The sequence below is a fragment of the Vibrio sp. RC2502 genome (assembly GCF_054850435.1).
This window is the reverse complement of sequence record NZ_CM141453.1, coordinates 1,608,635-1,633,587: the sequence shown is the minus strand read 5'-3', so window position 1 is coordinate 1,633,587 and position 24,953 is coordinate 1,608,635. Positions and strand designations below refer to the sequence as shown.

Here is a 24,953-nt window from a genome sequence, read left to right as displayed (position 1 = left end):
ACGAAAGCGACGCAGAAACGAATAGTGACAAGGTTAACGACCATAAAAAAGAGCAGCGATTGCTGCTCTTTACATCGAATCAATATCCCGCCTTAGGGCTTAGGAATTGGCGTTCTCCATTGAACCCAGCTTTCATCGGCACGTGGGTAAAGATAGAAAGAATGACCACGTTTTGCTGCTGGTGGAATTTGTGATTGCTCTGGCGTTGAAAATGCAATGCCACCACGCACGAGGCTATCAATCGTACCTGCTTTGATGTTCGCACCAGTAATACCGATAGAAACATCCACACCAGACACATTCCAGAACACGCTGTTTTGACGCACTAAATACGCGTATTCAGGTTTGATCTTGATGGTGGAAACCACGCGATCAGCGAACTCGCCCAAGCGAACATCGGTAACTTGACCAACTTCCATTTGACGGTAGAGAACAGGAGTACCGACTTGAACCGAACCGCGTTGCTCACTTTGCAGGGTAAACATGACGCCTTCTACACGGTCAAAACCTTTTTCTAATGGGAAATCGAACTTCGCCTTGCCATTACCCGGTTCAACGCTGATAGATTTTGAAACTAGCGCACCTAAGTTCTTCACGCCGCCAAGGCCAATTTCAGGTTCAGTTAGCCAAAAATGCGTGCCTTCTACCGCGATATTTGCCACGTATTCCGGTAAAATTCGGGCGGTGACTTCAACCAGATTGCGACGGAAATTCGGTACGACAAGCGTCACTTCACCTACCTTCACGCCTTGGTATTCAATCGGCATACCTTTAAGCACTTCTTGCGTGCCGTCGGTTTCTAGCGAAATGACTCGACCAAATTTGCGCGCTTTTTGCTGATCAGCGTAAAGCTTCCAACGTTCTCCGACTTTGTTTTCCACGCCAGGCACGGAATCAAAGGCAATTCCACCTTCAATTAGAGATTTTAGTGGATGTGCTTTAACGCTAACGCCAGAAAGTGAGGCATCAATTTCGATACCTGAACGATTCCAAAAAACGGTTTGTGGGGTGACAAGATAAGAAAAGCGATTTTCAATGGTCGCTTTAATCAATACGCCACCATCGACGAGATGAAAGTCCGAGACGTTACCTACAGGCAGATTTCGATAGAGTAGAGGGCTGCCTTTCGAAATTGGTGGTAGCTCTGAAGCAAACAGCATTAATGTTTTCGAGCCAGTTTTGTTGTATTGCGCGAGTTCTGCTAACGATTCGTTCTGGAACAGTTGGTATTCTTTCTGAATCGACTCAGAACCTTCACTGACGAAACTGATAGAACCGGTCAGTAGTTGTTTTGCTGGCGGAACAGTGACGCTCAACCCAGACTCAGTAAGCTCTGCAGAAGCGCTACCAGTCACGTAAAAACGGTTATTTGATTTAATAAGATGCTTGTATTCGTGATCAATAAGCACATCCATAAAGACTTCGTGCTTCGCTTGTTTTTTCTCATCAACTAAACCAACGTTGATGATGGAACCGACCACAATACCTTTATAGAGCACGTTCGCTCCGCTATCTAAACCAAATGAATTGTCAGAAATTAGGCGAATCGCGATAGACTTTTCTTGCTGTTGATTAAATACGTTTTTGCGAATTGCAGTGAAGCGGCGAGAGCGTTCGCCGTCGCCAGGAACGATAGTGAGGAAGTTTCCTCTAACTAGGTTTGCAATGTTTTCGACACCAGACAACGACACTTTCGCTTCTTCCAAAACAAAGCGAGTGCCAGTGGTAAGCATGTCACTGAAAGCAGGCTGAATTGCTGCAGACGCCAAAATGACTTCTCGTCCTTCAGAAAGGCTTAAGTCAGTGACCTGACCAATTTCAATGCCACGGTACATGATTGGTGCGCCTTCGCTGCTGACTTTATTGTCGTCAGGTAGAGCAATTTTGATCGCAATGCCTCGACCTGCTGTTTTTAAGTCTTTGTATAAGCGGAACTCGGTATTTTCTTCCACTGGTTCGCCATCGTCCGGAGAGTCAACGGCGATAGCGCCACCAAGTAGGGCGCTCATGCTTTCTAAGCGTACGTCAACGCCTTCAAAACCAATACTTGCGCCAATGCCACTGACATTCCAAAAACGGCTGCGGTCATTGATGATGTGTCGATATTGCTCTTGGATATTGGCTTGAATAGTAATGGATTTTGCATCTTCATCCAGTTGGTAGCTGTAAACCGCACCGATAGGAATTTTCTTGTAGACAATCTGAGAGCCAATCGACACGCCGCCTAAGTCTCGGCTTTTAAGCTTGATGTTCAAACCCTGTGAAACACGTAGGTCCGTTGGCGCCGAATCGAGAGCGTGGAATGTGGTCTCAAATTCTTGACCGTCCCCCGGTTGGATAGAGATGTAGTTACCAGAAACAAGCGCATCCAAGCCCGACACACCAGTTAAACTCGCGGTTGGTTTAACAAGCCAAAAACGCGTTTTATCGTTTAGTAACTTCGTTGCTTCAGGGTAGATGTCTGCATCCACGTAAATGCTGCCGAGATCTTCGGACAAATTAATGTCACGGACCATACCGACTTCCAAACCTTGGTAACGGATAGTTGTACGTCCCGCCACCAAACCAGCAGCGTCGGAGAAGTAAATCTGTACTCGTTGCCCCGCATCATGGATGGACTTCACCACAAGCCAGCCGGCGAGCACCATCGTCAAAATTGGCAGTAGCCAAAGTGGAGATATGCCTTTGCTCCTCTTAACATCAGGCACATACGATGTTTGAGAATTGTTCTGATCACTCATTAATTGACTCTTTTTCTGATTGTTTTGGGGCTTCATCCCAGATTAGCCTTGGGTCAATACTCTCTGCGGCTAACATTGTCAGCACAACGACTAAACCAAACGCGACCGCGCCGTAACCTGGCGTAAAGTCGAGTATTTGACCGCGATCGACCAAGGTCATCATGATAGAAATAACAAACAAGTCCATGACAGACCATTTACCGATCCACTTTACTGCAAAGTAAACCATCATTCGTTGTCTTCGAAACACCGAACGCTTGAATTTGATGCACAGCATAATATAGGCAAGGCCGAGGATCTTAACGACTGGCACAACGATACTGGCAACAAAAATAATAATGGCGATACCATACATTCCGCTTCTGACCAAAGACGCAACACCAGAGAAAATCGTATCTTCAAGGCGTTGACCGTTGGTTATCAAAATCGAAATAGGAATAAGGTTAGCAGGAAAAATCGCGATAGTAGCCGCGACTAGGTAAGCCCACGTTTTTTGAATCGAGTTTGGCTTACGATGATAGAGCTCATGCTGACAACGTCGGCAACGCTCACCTTCAGGTTGAGAGAGATGACACTCGTGACAATGCACATCTTTGTGTTCGAAAGAGTACGTGTTTTCTGGTTTCCAAGCTTCCCAATAACGACGAACGCTGATGCGTGATACCAGAAGAACAGTAAATATTTGCAGCAAGACCAAGCCAATCAATCCGGGGCCAACAAAAATATCTGAATAGTCTTGAAGCTTAAAACAAGAGATCGCAATGCTGACCAAAAACACATCCAGCATTACCCAATGTTTCAAATGTTGAATCAGCCACAGTGAGACGCGCAGCCCCTTAAACCATCTTTGATGCAATGAGATATGTGCAGTCACAACCGAGACACATACGGTCAATGGGGCAAGTGAGCTACAAAATAGAATTAACAATGAAAGAAGAACGAAGCCTTCTTCCATCAAGGTGATCATCCCTGAGGGTAAGGTCGCGGGAATCATCACACCAAAAAGCCTGATGCTAATGAAGTTAAAGAAGTGCGACGGAATAAATAGCAGGATACAGGTTATCGCGACCGCTAAATTACCAGAAAGGCTAGGACTGCCTCCGCGATATAATTGCGTGCCACAGCGTGGGCAATGTGCATTTTTACCGTTAGGTAAATCGACAATATCGACAGGGAGTTCGCAACCTTGGCATAAACGCACACTATTGGGTTGCATGGCATGCTTAGACAGAGAGGTCATAAAGACCTCTCTAATAAGAAGGGTTTAAGCTTGGGACTGAATGCCCCCGTACAAGGTTTGATATAAGCCTTCTTGCTCAACGAGCTCACCATGGGTTCCTGTTTGTGTCACTTTCCCATCTTCAAGCACATAGATCAAATCTGCTTGTTTTACTGCCGATAGACGGTGCGCGACGATTAAGGTTGTTCGACCACGTAGGAATTCTGTTAGCGCTTTATGTAGTGCAGCTTCTGTTGCAGTATCGAGCGCAGACGTGGCTTCATCTAAAATAACAAATTGAGGATTGCTTAACACCATACGTGCAATCGCAAGGCGTTGGCGTTGTCCGCCGGATAAACGAATCCCGTTGCGGCCAATTTGCGTATCCAAACCGTGGTTAAGTTGAGAAATCACATCTTGTAATTGAGCAACTTCGAGCGCTCTCCACAAGGACATTTCATCAAAGTGACCACCGAGCGTCAGATTATGCCTCAAGGTGTCGTTAAATAGTATAGGTTGCTGTAATACCACGGCAATTTTGTCGCGGATCACTTCAAAACCAATATCTTCTGTTAACTCATCATTAAAACGAATGCTACCTGCGTTCTGTCGGTAAACACCAATTAGCAGTTGAATCAGTGTTGATTTACCACCGCCGCTCGCGCCCACTAACGCAACTTTTTTGCCCGCTGGAATATGTAACGACAGGTCATCCAACACTTTGTTCTCATTATTATATGAGAAATCCACATGCTCGATTTTTACATCGACTTCGCGTGTTTCGTTGAAAGGATTCACCTTAGAGACAGGTCTATCTTCTTCTTCCAACTCTAGAAGGTCGTTAATACGTTTCAATGCGGCTTTTGCGCTATACCAAGAGAATTGTATTCCAAGAAGCTCTTGAACAGGGGACAACATAAACCATAGATAGCCAAATACAGCGAAAATTTGACCAATTGTTAGGTCACTAAACATCACCATTAACATGGCAACCGCACGGAATAATTCAAAACCGATTAAGAAGAGCAAGAAAGAAACTCGACCAGCCGCTTCTGATTGCCAGGCGTATTTGTCAGCATCGACGCGGACTTGATTGGCGCTCTCTTTTAGCTGCTGAAGAAATTCGCGCTCTTTATTGGCAGCGCGCAGCTGGTAAATACCATCCAACGTTTCTACCAGTCGGTTTTGGAAAATTTCGAACGAGTGGTTTTCTTTACGCTTGAGATGCTTGACCATACTGCCAAGTTTGCGAGAGAAATAAATGACAATAGGGTTTACGAGCAGAATAAATAAGCCCAGACGCCAATCTAGCCAAAGCAGAACGATAGCGGTGCCGATGACGGTCAAAAAGCTGATAACAAACTTTGCGAGTGTCGAACCAACAAATTGATCGATGGTTTCTATATCAGTAATAAGGTGGGCGTTAATTCCTCCACTGCCTTTGGTTTCGTACTGACGAATACTGATTCGACCCAATTTGTCGATCATTTTACTGCGCATCTCAAACGTAATGGTTTTCGATACCAGTGTGAATTGACGACTTTGAACAATGTTCAACGCTTGGCTGGCTGCGCGCATGAGCACAACTAAAAAAAGCGTAAAAAAGATATATCCAGTTGGGGTATGCCACGCTTCAGGAAGCACAGCGTTCATGGCAGCAAGACCAGAGGCAGGTTTGTCCAATAGCACTTCATCAACCATTAATGGCATAAGAAGAGGGATTGGAACACTAATCAAGGTCGCCACAATAGCAATTAAGTTCGCTAAAATCAGCTTGGACTTGTGCTTTTTAACTTGTGTTATCAACCAAGAACGGCTAATAGTGTCATTTTTCGGAATCATTGTAATTGAGAATAAGTCCTATTTTAAAGTAGGTCAGCATTTTAGCGCCATACGAAGAGAATGGAAGCTTTAATAATTAAGTAGGAAGTTAATATGAACATAGAACAATACCAACGACTCACCAAACAAGCAGTAGCCCTAATTGAATCTGAGCCAGACTTTATCGCTAACTTGGCGAACCTGAGCTCTTTACTATTTATGGAGCTTGAAGACCTCAACTGGGCAGGCTTCTACCTAACAAAAGGGGATGAGCTTGTATTAGGCCCATTCCAAGGTAAACCAGCTTGCGTTCGTATCCCAATGGGACGAGGCGTTTGTGGAACAGCTGCAAAAACAAATACTACTCAAAGAGTATACGACGTTCACGAATTTGAAGGTCATATCGCATGTGATGCCGCGAGTAATTCTGAAATTGTGATTCCGTTTTCAATCAAAGGAAAAGTTGCTGGCGTATTGGATATCGATAGCCCAAGTATCGGTCGATTCAATGAAACAGACGAGGAAGGTCTCACTCATTTTATGTCAGAAGTAGAAAAGCTGCTTAATTCACACGCGAACGACGCATAAATTAGCCCACGAGTGTGGTTTTTCCTTGGCATGTCACTATAATACGAGAATATTTTTCTTAATGCTTCGCGGAAATCCGCTCAAATCAGGAACCCTCATGACTGAAAAGTTAAAAAACAGCAAAGAAGTTATCGCATATATTGCTGAATGTTTCCCTAAGTGCTTTACTTTAGAAGGTGAAGCAAAACCTCTGAAAATTGGTATTTTTCAAGATCTTGCGGAACGTCTAAATGAAGACGAAAAAGTAAGCAAAACTCAGCTTCGTGCAGCGTTAAGACAGTACACTTCATCATGGCGTTACCTACACGGTGTAAAACCAGGTGCGGTACGTGTTGACCTAGATGGCAACCCTTGTGGTGAACTAGAAGAAGAACACGTAGAACACGCTAAAGCGACACTTGCTGAAAGCAAAGCGAAAGTTCAAGCTCGTCGTAAAGAACAAGCACAGAAAGCTCGTGAAGAGGGTAAGGCGAAAGCAAAACCAGCGGCTAATAAAAAGCCTCAACAGCCTCGCCGTACTAACAAACCAAAAGTACAAAAACCAACTAAGCCTGTAGAAACGCGCGCTCTAAATGCTGATGAAATCACAGTAGGCAATGCAGTAAACGTGAACATGGGCAAAGGAAACATGGCAGCGACCATTGTTGAGATCAATAAGGATGATGTACGTGTTCAACTTGCTAACGGCCTACAAATGGTTGTAAAAGCGGAGCACTTGCGCGCATAAGGGAGATACTCCTACGCATGAATTGCCGTTCAAAAGTGACCCTGATTGCTGCTAGCTTATGGCTAGCAGCATCAGCTCAGGCTCTCGAAGCCAAACTACATAAAGATGACTTGCCGGTTCTCGCTCCTGAAGTTCAGCACGAAACAGCCAGCAAACGAGTCACCTCTCGATTTACCCGCTCTCATTATAAGCATTTCAATCTAAACGATGATTTCTCTAAAGCGATCTTTGAACGCTATGTAGAAATGCTTGATTACAATAGAAATATTTTCACTCAAGCGGATATCGATTCCTTCAAAGATTGGTCAATTGAACTTGATGATCAGCTTAAAGCTGGTAACAACAAGATTGCTTTTGATGTTTACAATCTTTCTATGCAAAAACGTTTTGAACGTTTCGCCTACGCGATGACTTTGCTCGACAAAGAGATCAAGTTTGATAACGCAGACGAGATTGAATTAGATCGATCAGAAGCCGCATGGCCAAAGGATGAAGCTGAGCTTAATGAGTTGTGGCGTAAACGCGTGAAATATGACGCTTTGAATCTAAAACTGACGGGCAAAGAATGGCCTGAAATTAAAGAAGTTTTAGAGAAGCGTTATAACAACGCGATGAAGCGTATCACACAGACCAACAATGAAGACGCGTTCCAGCTTTATATGAACGCCTTCGCAAGACAGGTCGATCCTCATACTAGTTACCTTTCTCCTCGCAACGCCGAGCAATTCCAATCAGAAATGAACCTGTCTCTTGAAGGGATTGGTGCCGTTTTGCAAATGACAGATGACTACACTGTTATTCGTTCATTGGTAGTTGGTGGCCCTGCGTCTAAGAGTAAGCAACTTGGTGAAGGGGACCGCATCATTGGTGTTGGTCAAGACGGTGAAGAAATTGTCGATGTGATTGGCTGGCGTCTGGATGATGTAGTTCAATTAATCAAAGGTCCTAAAGGAACAAAGGTTAATCTACAAATCTTACCAGAAGGTAATGACGCAAAGAGTTACATTGTCACAATTGTGCGCGACAAAGTTCGTTTAGAAGACCGAGCGGTTAAGTCAGAGATCATTGAGAAAGACGGCAAGAAGATTGGTGTTCTTGAAGTACCAAGTTTCTACGTCGGTCTTTCACAAGACACAGACAAGCTACTTAATGACCTAAAAGCGAAAAACGTTGACGGTATCATCGTTGATTTACGTAACAACGGTGGTGGTGCTCTTACTGAAGCAACAGCACTTACTGGCCTCTTCATTAAAGAAGGCCCAGTCGTACAAGTGCGCGACAGCTATGGCCGCATCAAAGTTAATGCTGATACCGACGGACTGGTAAGTTACGATGGTCCTTTGACGGTATTAATCAACCGCTACAGTGCATCGGCATCTGAAATTTTCGCAGCTGCAATGCAAGACTACAACCGCGCCGTCATTCTTGGCGAAAACTCGTTTGGTAAAGGTACGGTTCAGCAGCACCGTTCATTGAATCATATCTACGATCTTTTCGATAAAGAGCTCGGCTATGTTCAATATACGATTCAAAAGTTCTACCGCATCGATGGCGGCAGTACTCAGAACCGTGGTGTAGCGCCAGACATTGCGTACCCAACACCAATTGATCCGAGTGAAACCGGTGAAAGTGTTGAAGACAATGCTCTGCCTTGGGATAGCATCGATAAGGCGACTTATCAGACATTTCCAGATAACGACAAGTTGATTGCAAACTTGACAGAACTTCACAATAAGCGAATCGCTGATGAGATGGAATTCCGCTTCATTAACGAAGACATTGAGAAGTATCGTAAAGAAAAAGACGACAACATGTTGTCTCTAAACGAGAAAGTCCGCAAAGACGAGTCAGATAAAGCAGAAGCATTACGTTTGAAACGTATTAATGAACGTCAAACGGCTTTGGGTAAGAAAACATTCAAATCTTTGGATGATGTGCCGAAAGACTACGAAGCACCTGATGTTTATTTAGATGAATCTGTTGCGATTATGGTTGATATGCTTAAAGCACCAAAACAGTCATAAGCACTGGCAATTCAGTACAAAAAGGGCGAGTCCTAAGGGTTCGCTCTTTTTTTATGCCTTTTAACCTGCAAAGTTGACGGCACAAAGTCGGTTGTGCGCTTATTTTACTGCAATAATTTACGTGATATAGATCAAATATTTCGCGAAATAGAGCACCAATGCCTAAGCTAAAAGAAAACGATAAGGATGCCGATATGAAATGGTTCTTTATTTTGCTTAGCTTTTGCTGCTTAAGCGTGTTCGCTGGAGAAAACACAAAGGAAGACGATCTTAGTCACTTTGATACGCCGTTTCTGATTGGGGATTGGTATTTAATGAATCCGAGGCCTGACGAATCGGCTGAAAACTTCCGAGCGATCAAACTTTCTTTAGGCTCTGATTACACATTCTCTATTGATATTCAGAAAAAAGATTATTCTGTCGATCATTGGGAAGGTATGTATAACGCCAATGAAGACACAATTGTTCTTGGATTGAATACCGATGAGCCCCAAATTTACGCTTACCGAAACAATCACAATACCTTGGATTTAAACGGTGTCACTTTTACTAAAGGGCTATCGAACGCTCTAGCCGGCATCTGGTCAAGCTCTCATGTCTCTGGCGATGGATTGATGGCAAATAACATTAACCACATGGATCTGATTTTGCAGCCTGACTTCGTGTTCTTGTTCCGTGTCTCAAACGAAGCAGGTGAAGAGTCCGTTAAACAAGGCGTGTTTTACACTGAAGACGAGTATTTAGTTCTTTTGTATGAAAACGGCGAGCAGGGCACAACGTACAAACTTAAAGAAAATGAACTCACCATCCAAGATAGTAGTGGTGATATGTATGCCGTACTCAACCGAGTCACACAATGAGTCATTCATATTGTTGATTCTATAAATGAGTATTCATACGGTAAACTTCTAATGTTGAGTAAATGTTAATCAGAAAGCGGAGCTAACCATCAAAAAGCTCCGTTTTTTTATAGAAAGACTTGTATTCTGATACCACAACCCATACAAATAGCTTATATCGTGATACCAGTTAAAGGGTTTGAGACCTGTAAACTGGTATTTTTGTAGTTCGACATACAAGGATTTATGGACATGTCTCAAGCTCCCCAGGCGAAATATCGTAAAGATTATCAAGCGCCATCCCACACAATTACTGAGATTGATCTTACGTTTGATCTTTACGACAACGACACCATCGTTACTGCACTATCAAAAGTAGTTCAAAAGGGTGAATCAACGACTCTAGAACTGGATGGTGAAGGGTTAGAGCTTCGTTCAGTTAAGGTGAACGGCGAAGATTGGGCGCATCATGAAGTAAAAGAGGCGTCCCTAGTACTGTCTGACTTACCTGCTGAGTTCGAACTTGAAATCATCACTAAAATTGATCCTGAAGCCAACACCGCACTTGAAGGTCTGTACAAATCTGGTGGTGCATTCTGTACACAGTGTGAAGCAGAAGGCTTCCGCCGCATCACGTATTACTTAGATCGCCCAGACGTACTGGCAAAATACACAACCAAAGTCATTGCAGATAAAGCAACATATCCATACTTGCTCAGCAATGGTAACCGTATTGCACAAGGCGAAGCAGAGAACGGTCGTCATTGGGTGCAATGGCAAGATCCACATCCAAAACCAGCTTATCTATTTGCGCTTGTCGCTGGTGACTTTGATGTTCTTCGCGATAAATACACCACAATGTCTGGTCGCAACGTTGACCTAGAAATCTTTGTCGATAAAGGCAACTTAGACCGAGCGGGTCACGCGATGACATCGCTAATCAACTCAATGAAGTGGGACGAAGAGCGCTTTGGTCTAGAATACGACCTCGATATTTACATGATCGTGGCGGTTGATTTCTTCAACATGGGCGCTATGGAGAACAAAGGCCTAAATATCTTTAACTCTAAGTTTGTTCTGGCGAATGACCAAACGGCGACAGACCGAGATTACTTGGGTATTGAAGCTGTGATTGGCCATGAATACTTCCATAACTGGACAGGCAACCGCGTGACTTGCCGTGATTGGTTCCAGCTGAGCCTAAAAGAAGGTTTGACGGTGTTCCGTGATCAAGAGTTTTCTTCTGACTTAGGTTCACGTGCGGTAAATCGAATCGACAACGTGCGCATTATTCGTGGCCCTCAGTTTGCTGAAGATGCAAGCCCAATGTCACACCCAATTCGTCCTGACAAAGTTATTGAAATGAATAACTTTTATACGCTGACCGTTTATGAAAAGGGCAGTGAAGTGATTCGTATGTACCACACTTTGCTTGGCGAGGAAGGCTTCCAAAAAGGTATGAAGCTTTACTTTGAGCGTCACGACGGTACAGCGGCAACATGTGAAGACTTCGTTTCTGCAATGGAAGACGCAACTGGTGTTGACCTTAAGCAATTCCGTCTATGGTATAGCCAATCTGGTACACCAACACTTCGTGTAAACAGCGAATACAACGCTGAAGCCAAAACTTACGCGCTAACAGTTGAGCAATTTACTGAAGCAACGCAAGACCAAGCAGAAAAACAAGCACTGCACATTCCATTCGATATCGAGCTTTATGATTCGAAAGGTCAGGTTATCCCACTGATCATTAACGGAGAATCAGTTCACAATGTTTTGGACATCAAGCAAGATAAACAAACATTTGTGTTCGAGAATGTCGCGGAGCAACCAGTGCCTTCATTGTTACGCGAGTTCTCTGCGCCAGTTAAATTGGAATACGATTACAGCGACGCTGAACTGATCTTCCTAATGAAGCACGCAACCAACGATTTTGCTCGTTGGGATGCAAGCCAAATGCTATTAGCGAAGTACATTCGACAAAATGTCACCAATGTCCAAACGGGCAGTGAGGTTCAACTTTCAGAAGATCTTATCGATGCATTCCGCGGCGTATTATTGGATGAAAACTTAGAGCCTGCATTTATCGCTCAAGTCTTCTCATTGCCATCTATCAATGAAATCACAGGCTGGTACAAACAGATTGATGTAGATGCAGTTGATACGGTTTTAAATAGCATTACAGTGTCACTTTCTGCCGCATTGGAAGATGAACTAAGTGCCACTTACCACACGCTAAAACAAGCCAAATACACCATCGACCATGCAGCAATCGGCAAACGTGCGTTGCGTAATCAATGTCTTCAGTTCTTAGCTCATACAGACAAAGGTAACACGTTAGTTAAAGCGCAGTATGAAGCTGCCAATAACATGACCGATACCATTGCAGCTATGAGTGCAGCGAATAGTGCTCAACTGGAATGTCGTGAAGAGCTGATGGCTGATTACAGCGATAAGTGGAAACATGACGGTTTAGTTATGGATAAATGGTTTGCACTGCAGGGGAGTAACCCAGCAGAAGATGCACTTGAAAAAGTGAAAGCAACCATGAATCACGAAGCGTTCAGCTTGAAGAACCCGAACCGCACGCGCAGCTTAATTGGCTCGTTCTTGGCTGCAAACCCAGTTCGTTTCCACGACAAATCGGGTTCTGGTTACCAATTTGCCGGTGAAATTCTTCGTCAGTTGAATGACTCCAACCCTCAAGTTGCATCTCGCATGATTGATCCTCTGCTGAAGTTCCGTAAATACGATGAAGCTCGCCAAGCGATGATTCGTGCAGAACTTGAAAAACTAAAAGCAATGGACAACCTTGCCAAAGACCTGTTTGAAAAAGTGACTAAAGCACTAGACGAATAGTCGCCAAAATAATAGGGTGGTCGCAATGACCACCCTAATTGTATCTACTGCAACGTTTCTAGTTCATGAAGCACTATTACTTTACACTGAATATTCCTTATCAAACATTTCTGTCCCATTACTCGGGAGCCGCAAGTTCCGTTCAAGTCATAACAAACAACGGCTTAAGGCTACAACTTCCTGCAGCTAAATTTAGACCATTTCTTAGCCAATTAGGAGTGAGAGGGCGATTTAGGCTAACAACTGACCAAAATAACAAGTTTCTAAAGTTAGAAACTCTGTGATGCTTTGTATTTGCAGAGAGTTAAATAGGAATCTTAGTCACAGAATCAGACATTTCACCTCCTACCACAGCGAATAGTTGTTAAACATTTGTAATTATGCTTTTACAATGAGTGCATGCATTACCTATGCTTAGTTTCTAGGGTAACAACCCTGTTACTAAGTCCCCCTACAAAACAACAATTCTAATGTGGAGTGTGAATATGACCGCGCGTGAAAATGTAGTGCCGGTTCTGCTTGAAAAGGTTTACCAACTGATTCAAGACAAACTCGAGCTTTCTCACCAAACGCTTGTAACCAAACTTGCTCAACACTTATTTAGTAACATTGCTGATGATGACTTGATTCAGCGAAACGAATCCGACCTCTATGGTGCTGTTGTCAGCCTCTGGCACCACATAAACGAAAAAAAACCAGAAGATATCTCGGTCCGCGTGTTTAACCCGACCGTAAGTCGTCAAGGCTGGCAATCCACACACACAATCGTAGAAGTTGTTGTTCCAGATAGTCCATTCTTAGTGGATTCAATCAAGATGGCGCTAGCGCGCTTAGATCTTGTTTGCCATTTAATGCTCAATAATCCAACTCAGCTAGAGCGTGATAAAAAAGGTCAAGTAACAGAAGTGAACGGTGAGGGTGGTGTTCTTCAATCACTATTCCACATCGAAGTTGACCGCCTAACAAGTAAAGAAGAGATGCAAGCTCTTAAAGAAGAGTTATTGAACATCCTGTCTGATACACGCCTAGTTGTTAATGACTGGCAGCCAATGGTCGACAAACTCAAGATCGTTACAGATGATCTTGAAAAAAACAAAGATCGTGTTTCGATGAAAACCGATCGTTTGGACGAAACCATCGCATTTTTACGTTGGCTTGGTGATCATAACTTTACCTTTATGGGTTACAAAGATTATGACTTAGCGGAAATAAATGGTGATACGGAACTACGACCAGCAAAAGAAAAAGGCCTAGGTCTGTTTGCTGATGAAAAGCGCATTCGCAGCGTTAAATTGTCTGAATTGTCTGATTCAGCAAGACTAGAAGCGAAAAAACCTTACGCTTTGATCATTACGAAAGGCAATCAAGCGTCTCGTATTCACCGTCCTGCCTACACTGACTACATCGGCATCAAAAAGTTTGATGAAAATGGCAAAGTAATTGGCGAGCACCGCTTCACTGGTTTGTATACATCCGCGGTATACAACCAAGCTGTTCACAGCATTCCTCTAATTCGAGAAAAAGTAGATCGTATCTTAGAAGCAAGTGGTTACCGCCGCGGCTCATACTCCTACAAAGCGCTGCATAATATTCTTGAAAACTACCCACGTGATGAACTGCTACAAGCGAACGAAGAAGATTTGCTTGAAGTCGGCATGGGCGTAGTACAAATGCAAGACCGCGACTTGCTGCGTTTGTTCGTACGTAAAGACCCGTTCGGTCGTTTCTTCAGCTGCATGGTGTACGTAACGAAAGACCGTTACAACACAGAACTCCGCCGCCAAACTCAACGCATTCTTAAGCAGTATTTTGGCTGTGAACAAGAAGTTGAATTTACGACGTTCTTCTCTGAAAGCCCATTGGCAAGAACGCATTACATTGTTCGTGTAGACAATAACAACATTGATGTAGACGTGAAAAAAATCGAGCAGAATTTAATGGAAGTTTCTACCTCTTGGGACGACAGATTAAAAGAGTCGATCATTGCTAACTTTGGTGAAAGCAAAGGTCTACCACTATCGAAAGAGTACATGAGCGCGTTCCCTCGTTCATACAAAGAAGACATGATGCCTGGTTCTGCAGTGGCAGACATTGAGCGCCTTGAAGCACTGAGTGACGACAACAAACTTGGCATGCTTTTCTACCGTCCGCAGGAAGTTGCAACGGATTCGAAAGCGGTTCGCTTAAAACTTTACCATCGTGACGAGCCAATCCATCTATCAGACGTAATGCCAATGTTGGAAAACTTGGGTCTACGCGTGATTGGTGAATCTCCTTACGAGATCGAGAAAAACAATGGCCAGACATTCTGGATCCTAGATTTCTCAATGCTGCATAAGAGTGAAAAAACCGTTGATCTTCGCGAAGCTCGTGATCGTTTCCAACAAGCATTTGCAGCGATTTGGGCGGGGGATCTAGAAAGTGACGGTTTCAACCGTTTGGTACTGGGTGCTTCGTTATCTGGTCGTGAAATCTCGATTCTACGTGCTTACGCGCGCTACATGCGTCAAGTTGGTTTCCCATTCAGCCAACAATACATTGAAGATACACTAAGTCATTACCCTGATTTAGCTACTGGCTTGGTTAACCTATTTGCTAAACGTTTCGATCCAAAACATAAAGGCAGTGAAAAAGGCCAAAGTGATCTGATTAAGAAGCTGACTGAACAACTGGATCGCGTAGAAAGCTTAGATGATGATCGTATTATTCGTCGTTACATGGATATGATCATGGCAACGCTGCGTACTAACTACTACCAGTTGGACGAAAACAAGCAGTCGAAGCCTTGGCTATCTTTGAAGATGAAACCAAGCGAAATCCCAGAGATTCCTCAGCCAGTTCCTGCTTTTGAGATCTTCGTCTACGCACCAGACATTGAGGGTGTTCACCTTCGTGGCGGTAAAGTTGCACGTGGTGGCTTACGTTGGTCAGATCGTCAAGAAGATTTCCGTACAGAAATTCTTGGTCTTGTAAAAGCTCAGCAAGTTAAGAACACCGTTATTGTTCCAGTTGGGGCGAAAGGTGGTTTCGTTTGTAAGCGTCAGCCGTCTCTGACCACTCGTGATGAAATCTTTGCAGAAGGTCAACGCTGCTATAAACAGTTCATTCGCGCATTGCTTGATGTTTCTGACAACATCATTGAAGGCGAGGTGATTCCACCACAAAACGTAATTCGTCACGATGAAGATGACCCATATCTAGTGGTTGCTGCCGACAAAGGCACGGCGACATTCTCTGATTTGGCGAACTCAGTCTCAGCAGAATACAACTTCTGGCTTGGCGATGCGTTTGCGTCAGGTGGTTCAAACGGTTACGACCACAAAGCAATGGGTATCACTGCAAAAGGTGGTTGGGAATCAGTTAAACGTCATTTCCGTGAAATGGGCATCAACTGTCAAACGACTGACTTTACCGCAATCGGCGTAGGCGATATGGCTGGTGATGTGTTTGGTAACGGTATGCTGCTATCTAAGCACATTCGTTTGCAAGCTGCGTTTAACCACATGCACATCTTTATTGATCCGAACCCAGATTCAGCCACCAGCTGGGAAGAGCGTAACCGCTTGTTTAATTTACCAAGATCAAGTTGGGAAGATTACAACGCCGAGTTGATCTCGCAAGGTGGTGGCGTGTTCTCACGTCGCGCCAAATCGATCCAACTAACGCCTGAAATCCAAAAAATGTTGGGCACCAAGAAGGCATCCGTAGCACCAAACGATCTGATTAAGATGATCCTAAAAATGAAAGTGGATCTACTTTGGAACGGTGGTATCGGTACTTACGTTAAAGCTTCGACTGAAACGCATACAGACGTTGGTGACCGAGCAAATGACCTGCTTCGTATTGATGGTCGTGAGCTGCGCGCAAAAGTGGTTGGTGAAGGTGGTAACTTAGGTATGACTCAACTTGGTCGTATCGAGTATGCGCTAAACGGTGGTCGAGTTAACACCGACTTTGTTGACAATGTTGGCGGTGTAGACTGCTCGGATAACGAAGTAAACATTAAGATCTTCTTGAACGGACTGGTTTCAAATGGCGATCTTACCGTTAAACAACGCAACCAAATTCTTGAATCTATGGAAGAAGAGGTCGGTGAAATCGTTCTGGATGACGCATACCGTCAATCTGAGTCCATTTCAGTGACAGAGCAACAAGGCGTTGGCATCGTTAAAGAACAGATTCGTTTCATCCATACAATGGAAAAAGCAGGGTACTTGGACCGTGCACTTGAGTACATTCCTGATGATGAAACGTTGCTGGAACGCGAAAAGCAGGGCCTAGGTCTTACTCGTCCTGAGCTATCGGTACTTGTCGCTTACGGCAAAATGGTTTTGAAACAGCAGCTCGTGACGGATGACATTGCAAATGATGAATTCCATGCTAAACAACTGGTTGAGTACTTCCCAAGTGAGTTACGCCGTAACTATAAAGATCAAATGGTTAACCATCCGCTACGTGCAGAAATTATCGCGACGGCGCTAGCAAACCAAATGGTTAACGAAATGGGCTGTAACTTCGTCACTCGTCTTCAAGAAGAGACGGGCGCAAGTGTTGTTGATATTGCAAATGCTTACAGTGCAGCTCGTGAAATATTTGATCTTGCTGAAATTCTTAAGCAAACTCGCGCGTTAGACAACGTTGCAACGGCAGATGCACAGTACGAGATCATGTTCTACGTACGTCGCGCACTACGTCGTATTGCTCGTTGGTTACTGCGTAATCGCAGCGGTAAATCTACCGTTGGTGAGTTGATTGCAATCTACAAACAAGATGTGAATGTTATTGCTGAAACTCTTGATAGCATGCTGGTTGAATCTGAAGTGGAAGAGCACAATGAGTTGGCTCAAACATGGATGGAGCGTGGGGTAGAAGAAAAACTTGCCCATCAAGTAGCACGTCTATCGAGCCTTCAATCGGCACTGGATATTTCATCGGTTGCAGGTGAAACAGGCAAAACGGTTGAACAAGCATCGAAGCTATACTTCAACCTTGGCGATCGCTTGTCGTTGCACTGGTTCTTGAAACAAATCAATAGCCAAGCTGTCGACAACAACTGGCAAGCTCTAGCTCGCGCGGCATTCCGTGAAGACCTAGATTGGCAACAACGTCAGTTGACAGCGCAAGTTCTCAACTGTGCGTGTGCAAGCGAAGATCTTGATGTAATGCAAGCGCTTGAAGAGTGGATGGAAGCAAACGAACAATCACTTCATCGTTGGGAAAGCATCCTTAATGAGTTCAAAGTCGGTTCTGTACATGAATTTGCCAAATTCTCGGTAGCTCTTCGTGAACTGGTACTGCTTAATTTGAATTGCTCTTCAAACGAGTAGGTGAGTTAACTTATTAGAAAAAGCCTCGTAAATGCGAGGCTTTTTTGTATCCGCAATCACCAATTCCGTGACATTGTAACTGGATTTTAAAACTTAACTTCTGTTGAAATCGATTGCTTTTCCATTAGATACTGGATATTTCAATGCGGCAAAAAATCGCTAATTCTTTGTTTTTATGAAAAAACTTCTAACTCAATATGCAATTTTACTTAATTCGTTCATTTTCATTGAATTACAATAAAAAACAGTAAATAATATTGACCCGTTTACACGGGGCTTTTTTCTTTCGGAGGCACAATGCTTTACCGTCTAGCCAGAACTGGCTTTTTCCAACTTGATGCCGAAAAGGCACATGATCTTGCAATCAAGAACTTCCAACGCTTTAACGGCACACCACTCGATCTTTTCTATCGTCAGCAATTACCTAACCGTCCAGTAGAATGCATGGGGTTAACATTCCGTAACCCAGTGGGTCTTGCTGCTGGTTTGGATAAAAACGGGGAATGTATTGAAGCATTCGATGCGATGGGATTTGGCTTTGTTGAAGTTGGCACAGTGACTCCTCGTCCTCAGCCAGGTAATGACAAACCGCGTTTGTTCCGCTTGGTTGAAGCCGAAGGCATCATCAACCGAATGGGCTTTAACAACTTAGGTGTGGATCATCTGGTTGAGAATGTGAAAAAAGCAAAGTTCAACTGTGTTCTTGGTATCAACATTGGTAAAAACAAAGATACACCAATCGAGAACGGGGCAGAGGACTATTTGATTTGTATGGAGAAAGTGTACGAATATGCTGGTTACATCGCTGTAAACATTTCTTCTCCAAACACTCCGGGGCTTCGCTCTCTACAATACGGTGAAGCACTCGACGAGTTACTATCAGAGCTTAAAGCGAAACAATCAGAGCTTGCAGAAAAACACGGCAAGTACGTTCCACTAGCACTTAAGATTGCCCCTGATTTGAGCGATGAAGAAATCACTCAGATTTGTGAATCACTACTGAAAAACAATATCGATGGTGTTATTGCAACAAACACTACACTGGATCGAACAGTAGTTGAAGGTATGAAACACGCAAATGAAGCGGGTGGTTTAAGCGGTCGTCCGGTGCAATCTCGTTCAACAGAAGTTGTTCGCAAATTGCACGAAGCATTGGGTGACAAACTTCCTATCATCGGTGTTGGCGGCATTGACTCTTATGTTGCTGCAAAAGAGAAAATGATGGCAGGCGCTCAACTCGTACAAGTTTACACTGGCTTTATCTACCATGGTCCTGGCCTAGTACGCGATATTGTTAAAAATCTGTAGCACTCATCAAATAAATCGCTGAGAATTCAACGCTTATTTCAGAAAAAAGAGGAACTCGTTTCCTCTTTTTTTTTGTCCGTTCGTTTGTAAAATTTAGAAAATCATGAGTAGGTAATTAAGCGTCTTACCTCTTTACCATTGATTCACTAGTCAAGAGAGAACGGAATAATGCTTAAACCCAGCGACAAATGGAATTGGTATTTTGACGAGCACAAAGCTTGCTTAATGCTGGATCTGGGGGAGGAAATGATTTTCCAAACCAATCTATCCCGTAAGCTGTTGGTCAACTGTGCCTTCTCAAAAAACGAATTTACAGTCGACGATGCTAGTGCGTTTCAAACGTTTAATGAACGCATTCGTTGTCTCGATATCAATGAGTACCGTCAGGCCGAGCTAACACTTTACTGTGTAGCTGCGAAACGCTTCCATAAACCAGTCCAGCCTAAGAGTTGGTTCTTCGATGCTCAATCAACAGGGCACGAACCAGAAGAAGGGGACATGGTATTTCTATCTAACCGCTATTCTGAAGGCGTTTTCATCGTTTTAGAACCTGGCGAAGCTTCAAGCTTATGCGCGTATGTCGGTCAAGAAGAGTTCATTCTTGATGGCCATAAAACGCTGCAGTTTGGACAACCAATAAAAGTTATGCACGACAGAATGGTTTGTGCGAATCATTTATTTGTCATGGCTCCAATGGCTATGGTGGGTTAAACCTCTTTAAGTTTTCTTTATTTCGTTCCTTTGTTTGCCTTAATCGACCGCCTCAGGTCGATTTTTTTTATCCTTCTCCTTTCAAATACCTTTATTAATCGGCTGAAATCACTGCGTTGTTAAGCACATAACTATGAAGCTGGTCACTTTTATTCCACTTTTTTAATCTTAGCGATCACTAATATTAGGCAACTTATCGCCTAACATTCCCCCATTTCTTCCCCAATACATGCAATTGGTAAGTAAATTACAACATAATTTTACTGTTGGTATATACCAATTTTAAGGTAAATAAGTATTCACTTCTTCTTTAAGGTAAGGTTTTTGGTTAGCTAAAAGAATGGGAAAAGAAATGCTCAGCTCGAAATGTAGGAAGTTTCAGATCAAGTGATTGGTGATTGTTTGCTCTGGTGAAACTAAAAACGCCTTTAAAAACGAGGCATTGATCGTAAAGTCAGGTATAATTAAGGCCATTTTTTATTAACGAAAGAACACTATGAATCAATATCTCGCGGTAACTTCAAACGGCATGGAAAACCTGCTTGTTGAAGAACTGACTAAACTAGGCATTGAAAACGCGAAACCAGTACAGGCGGGCGTAAAATTTAAAGCCACGAATGAGCAAATCTATCGTTGTTGTTTGTGGAGCCGCTTGGCATCACGATTTGTACGTGTTTTATCTGAATTCACTTGTAACGACGACATGGATCTATACCTATCTACTTCGTCAATTAACTGGGTGAATCAATTCCACAGTTCTAAGCGTTTCGTTGTGGACTTTAACGGTACCAACCGCGAGATCCGCAACAGTCAGTACGGCGCGATGAAAGTAAAAGATGGCATCGTTGATTGCTTTGAGAAGAAAGGCTTACCTCGACCAAACATCAGCAAAGAACGTCCTGATATTCGCGTTCATGTTCGCCTTCACAAAGATAAAGCTATCTTAGGTGTTGATATGGTAGGCAGTGGCCTTCATCAACGTGGCTACCGTCCGGAATCTGGCCGTGCACCACTTCGTGAAACATTAGCAGCGGCGATCATTATGCGTTGTGGTTGGGACAGTCATCAGCCACTTCTCGATCCAATGTGTGGTTCTGGTACGTTACTGATTGAAGCGGCAATGATGGCTGCAAATATGGCTCCTGGTGTAAAACGAAAGCAATGGTGCTTTGAATCACTTGAAGACTTTGAGCCAGATACATGGGCTGAAATCAAATCAGAAGCAAACGTTCAGGCTAGACGCGGCGTCAAGAAAGTTGACGCTAAGTTTTTTGGCTTCGATAACGACCCGAAAGTTCTGAAAGTTGCACAAGAGAACGCTCGCAGAGCAGGGGTTGAGGAACTGATTGAGTTTGCTCAAGGCGATGCGGCAACTATTACGCGACCTGCAGGTTTTGAAAATGGTGTGATTGTATCTAACCCACCTTACGGCGAACGTTTGGGTACAGAGCCAGGTCTGATTGCGCTTTACACCGCGTTTGGTGGCCAATTGAAAGCAGAATTTGGTGGCTGCAAAGCGTCTATTTTCTCTAGTTCAGATGAGTTGCTGAGCTGTCTTCGCATGCGTGCAGATAAGCAATTCAAATTAAACAATGGTGCGTTACCGTGTCACCAAAAAAACTACAGCATCGCAGAACGTAGTGCCGATGAAGTAAAAGGTGCAGATACCAATACTCAAATCGCTCCTGATTTTTCAAACCGTTTGAAGAAAAACATTGGCAAAATTGGCAAATGGGCTCGTAAAGAGAAATTAGATTGCTACCGCATCTATGACGCAGACCTTCCTGAATATAACGTAGCGATTGACGTATATGGCGATCAAATCGTGATTCAAGAATACGCAGCACCTAAAAATATCCCTGAAGAGAAAGCGAAACGCCGTTTGACGGATATCATTCGCGCAACGATTCAAGTGACAGGCGTAGAAGCGAACAAAGTTGTCCTTAAAGTTCGTGAAAAGCAGAAAGGTCGCAGCCAATATCAAAAGTTGGGTCAGGTATCTGAAACGTTAGAGGTGAACGAGTACGGCGTGAAGCTGATCGTGAATTTGCACGACTATCTTGATACGGGACTATTCCTAGATCATAAGATCACACGTCGTCGCTTAGGCGAAATGGCTCAAGGCAAAGATTTCTTGAACCTATTTGCTTACACAGGTAGTGCAACAGTACACGCGGCAGTTGGCGGAGCTCGTTCAACAACGACAGTAGACATGTCAAACACTTACCTGAACTGGGCAAAAGACAATATGCAGTTGAATGGTTGTATTGGACGCCAACATCGCTTTGAGCAAGCTGATTGTCTGCAGTGGCTTGAAAATGCAAAAGGCGAATACGACCTTATCTTTATTGATCCACCGACGTTTTCAAACTCAAAACGTATGGAAACGTCATTCGACGTGCAACGTGACCATATCAAGCTAATGACGAACTTGAAACGTTTGTTACGAGCAGGCGGTACGATTGTGTTCTCGAACAATAAACGTCACTTTAAGATGGATGAAGAAGGGTTGGCTGAGCTAGGACTAAAAGCTCAGAATATTTCATCGCAAACTTTGCCTTTGGATTTTTCTCGAAACAAACACATCCATAACTGCTGGTTAGTGACACACGCAGAGTAAAGAAACGATTGAGTATAAGGACGTATAAGTGCTGACATTGTATAGCACAGAGGGGTGCCATCTTTGTGAGATGGCATTTGCTCTAGTAAGCCAGGTCGGCCTGGCGGAACAAACAGATATTATCGATATCGCATTCGATGATGAACTGTTTTCTCGTTACGGCGTAACGATTCCCGTATTAAAATATCAAGATTCTGAGTTGAACTGGCCGTTCGATTTAGATGAACTCAAAAATTGGTTGGAAAATAATGGCATTACTTACCATTCATAACGCGCAACTTGCTTTCGGTGATCATCCGCTATTAGACCGCGCAGAGTTTGCTTTGCAGGAAAATGAGCGTGTTTGTTTAGTAGGGCGAAACGGTGCTGGTAAGTCAACGTTGATGAAAGTACTTGCTGGCGACATCTTACTGGACGACGGCAAAATTCAAATAACACAAGACGTTGTTGTTTCTCGTTTGGAGCAAGATCCACCGCGCAACCAAGAAGGTACTGTTTATGAGTATGTCTCTGGTGGCTTAGCGGAAATTGGCGAACAGCTTAAGATCTACCATGATCTTCTTGATCTTGTTGCGCAAGACCCAAGCGAAAAGAACATCAACCGCTTAGCAAAAATTCAAGAACAATTGGATCATTCAAATGCGTGGCGTTTTGATGACCGAGTTAAAAACGTACTTAGTGCCCTAAAGTTAAGTCCAGACACATTACTTCGTGATTTATCTGGCGGCTGGCAACGCAAGGCGGCATTAGCTCGAGCTCTAGTTTGTGACCCTGATGTATTACTACTTGACGAACCAACCAACCATTTGGACGTCACAACCATCGAATGGCTAGAGAACTTCCTGAAAGATTTCAAAGGCTCGATTATCTTCATTTCCCACGACCGCGCATTCATTAAATCTATGGCGACACGTATTGTCGACTTAGACCGCGGGCAACTTTCCTCTTTCCCTGGTGATTACGACAATTACTTGCTTGAGAAAGAAGAGATGCTTCGTGTTGAAGAGATGCAAAACGCTGAGTTCGACAAGAAACTGGCTCAAGAAGAAGTGTGGATTCGCCAAGGTATTAAAGCGCGTCGTACTCGTAATGAAGGACGAGTGCGTGCACTTAAGAAACTTCGTGAAGAGCGTCGCGACCGCAGAGAAGTGCAGGGTAAAGTTAATCTCAATATCGATGATGCGTCACGCTCAGGCAAAATCGTCTTTGAAGCGGAGAATGTGTCTTTTGCTTACGACAGTAAGCAAATTGTTGATAACTTCAGCTTCAACATCATGCGCGGCGATCGTATTGCCCTTATTGGTCCAAATGGTTGTGGTAAAAGTACCGTACTGAAGTTATTGCTTGGGCAACTAGAAGCTCAATCGGGTCGCTTACATTGTGGTACCAAGCTTGAAGTCGCTTACTTCGATCAATACCGTGAGATCCTCGATCCTGAGAAAACTGTTATCGACAACTTAGCGGACGGTAAGCAGGAAGTAATGGTAGGTGGTCGTCAGCGTCACGCTTTAAGCTATCTTCAAGATTTTCTGTTTGCACCAAAGCGCGCTCGCACGCCAGTTAAAGCCTTATCTGGCGGAGAAAAAAACCGATTGTTGCTCGCTCGTATCTTACTGAAACCTAATAACTTACTTATTCTTGATGAGCCAACCAACGATTTGGATATAGAAACGTTGGAACTTTTAGAAGAAATGCTTGCCAATTATCAGGGTACGTTGCTGTTAGTAAGTCACGACCGTGAGTTTGTTGATAATACAGTAACGACTAGCTGGATTTTTGAAGGTGACGGTGTAATCGAAGAGTTCGTGGGTGGTTATCACGATGCGAAGCAGCAACGTGATCAAGCACTTGCAGTTCGTTTTTCGACGGAAAAACCAGCGAAAAAAGAGAAAGTGGTTGAGGAAACTCCCAAAACAACTCAACCTAAGAACAACTCTAAGAAGTTATCGTATAAGCTGCAAAGAGAATTAGAAGCTCTTCCAGCTAAGCTAGAACAGTTAGAATCGGATATTGAAACTCTGCAAGAACAAGTGAATGACCCTGAGTTTTTCGCTAAGCCAGTCGAGCAGACTCAACCGGTATTGGAACAACTTGCTGCTTTAGAGCAGGAGTTAGAAATCGCATTCGAGAGATGGGAAGAACTCGAAGCAATGCAACAGGATAGTTAAG

At 43.7% G+C, this 24,953-nt stretch carries 15 protein-coding genes; 12 read left to right on the top strand and 3 right to left on the bottom strand.

Features of this window, described 5'->3' with window-relative positions; all coding sequences use genetic code 11:
- Positions 1–92: 92 nt before the first annotated feature.
- From mam7 to ACYJZR_RS07805, 3 genes are read right to left on the bottom strand one after another with little or no spacing between them, the layout of a single operon-like run.
- Positions 93–2,741 carry an MCE family putative adhesion factor MAM7 gene (gene mam7 / locus ACYJZR_RS07815; RefSeq protein ID WP_029843901.1) on the bottom strand — a complete coding sequence of 883 codons (2,649 nt, stop codon included), beginning with the start codon at positions 2,739–2,741 and terminating at the stop codon, positions 93–95.
- A complete protein-coding gene (locus tag ACYJZR_RS07810) occupies positions 2,734–3,981 on the bottom strand; it encodes a paraquat-inducible protein A (protein ID WP_274017744.1) in 1,248 nt (415 codons plus the stop codon). The genes mam7 and ACYJZR_RS07810 overlap by 8 nt, the downstream gene beginning before the upstream one ends.
- A gap of 24 nt (positions 3,982–4,005) precedes the next feature.
- Entirely contained in the window at positions 4,006–5,802 is a 1,797-nt protein-coding gene (locus ACYJZR_RS07805) for an ABC transporter ATP-binding protein (RefSeq protein WP_025500461.1), read from the bottom strand.
- A gap of 93 nt (positions 5,803–5,895) precedes the next feature.
- Here ACYJZR_RS07805 and ACYJZR_RS07800 point away from each other — a divergent pair, with 93 nt between their 5' ends.
- The 12 genes from ACYJZR_RS07800 to ACYJZR_RS07745 all read left to right on the top strand — a co-directional run bounded on the left by ACYJZR_RS07800 (position 5,896) and on the right by ACYJZR_RS07745 (position 24,952).
- A complete protein-coding gene (locus tag ACYJZR_RS07800) occupies positions 5,896–6,369 on the top strand; it encodes a GAF domain-containing protein (protein ID WP_005480795.1) in 474 nt (157 codons plus the stop codon).
- 97 nt (positions 6,370–6,466) lie between these two features.
- Complete coding sequence (proQ, locus tag ACYJZR_RS07795; RefSeq protein ID WP_005458274.1) at positions 6,467–7,096, top strand: RNA chaperone ProQ; 630 nt, start codon at positions 6,467–6,469, stop codon at positions 7,094–7,096.
- Positions 7,097–7,113: 17 nt separating this feature from the next.
- On the top strand, positions 7,114–9,120 hold the full coding sequence (gene prc, locus ACYJZR_RS07790) for a carboxy terminal-processing peptidase (RefSeq protein ID WP_005494952.1): 2,007 nt from the start codon (positions 7,114–7,116) through the stop codon (positions 9,118–9,120).
- A 194-nt stretch (positions 9,121–9,314) separates the two neighbouring features.
- Positions 9,315–9,980, top strand: a complete 666-nt coding sequence (locus tag ACYJZR_RS07785) for a hypothetical protein (protein WP_021448557.1) — start codon at positions 9,315–9,317, stop codon at positions 9,978–9,980.
- 231 nt (positions 9,981–10,211) lie between these two features.
- Positions 10,212–12,818, top strand: a complete 2,607-nt coding sequence (gene pepN / locus ACYJZR_RS07780; RefSeq protein WP_406966440.1) for an aminopeptidase N — start codon at positions 10,212–10,214, stop codon at positions 12,816–12,818.
- Positions 12,819–12,883: 65 nt separating this feature from the next.
- The gene (locus tag ACYJZR_RS07775) at positions 12,884–13,102 is read left to right on the top strand and encodes a DUF2835 domain-containing protein (protein ID WP_005494961.1); all 219 of its coding nucleotides are present in this window, start codon (positions 12,884–12,886) and stop codon (positions 13,100–13,102) included.
- A 201-nt stretch (positions 13,103–13,303) separates the two neighbouring features.
- On the top strand, positions 13,304–18,145 hold the full coding sequence (locus ACYJZR_RS07770) for an NAD-glutamate dehydrogenase (protein WP_406966441.1): 4,842 nt from the start codon (positions 13,304–13,306) through the stop codon (positions 18,143–18,145).
- Between the two features lie 297 nt (positions 18,146–18,442).
- Positions 18,443–19,453: a quinone-dependent dihydroorotate dehydrogenase gene (gene pyrD / locus ACYJZR_RS07765; protein WP_406966442.1), complete on the top strand. Its 1,011-nt coding sequence runs from the start codon at positions 18,443–18,445 to the stop codon at positions 19,451–19,453.
- 168 nt (positions 19,454–19,621) lie between these two features.
- Positions 19,622–20,164 carry a cell division protein ZapC gene (locus ACYJZR_RS07760; protein WP_005494967.1) on the top strand — a complete coding sequence of 181 codons (543 nt, stop codon included), beginning with the start codon at positions 19,622–19,624 and terminating at the stop codon, positions 20,162–20,164.
- 496 nt (positions 20,165–20,660) lie between these two features.
- Positions 20,661–22,784 (top strand): bifunctional 23S rRNA (guanine(2069)-N(7))-methyltransferase RlmK/23S rRNA (guanine(2445)-N(2))-methyltransferase RlmL, encoded by a 2,124-nt coding sequence (rlmKL, locus tag ACYJZR_RS07755; protein WP_025441885.1) that lies wholly within the window; start codon positions 20,661–20,663, stop codon positions 22,782–22,784.
- A 70-nt stretch (positions 22,785–22,854) separates the two neighbouring features.
- Positions 22,855–23,055: a glutaredoxin family protein gene (locus ACYJZR_RS07750; protein WP_005488198.1), complete on the top strand. Its 201-nt coding sequence runs from the start codon at positions 22,855–22,857 to the stop codon at positions 23,053–23,055.
- Complete coding sequence (locus tag ACYJZR_RS07745) at positions 23,033–24,952, top strand: ABC transporter ATP-binding protein (protein WP_406966443.1); 1,920 nt, start codon at positions 23,033–23,035, stop codon at positions 24,950–24,952. Before ACYJZR_RS07750 ends, ACYJZR_RS07745 begins: the two co-directional genes overlap by 23 nt.
- Position 24,953 lies beyond the last annotated feature (1 nt).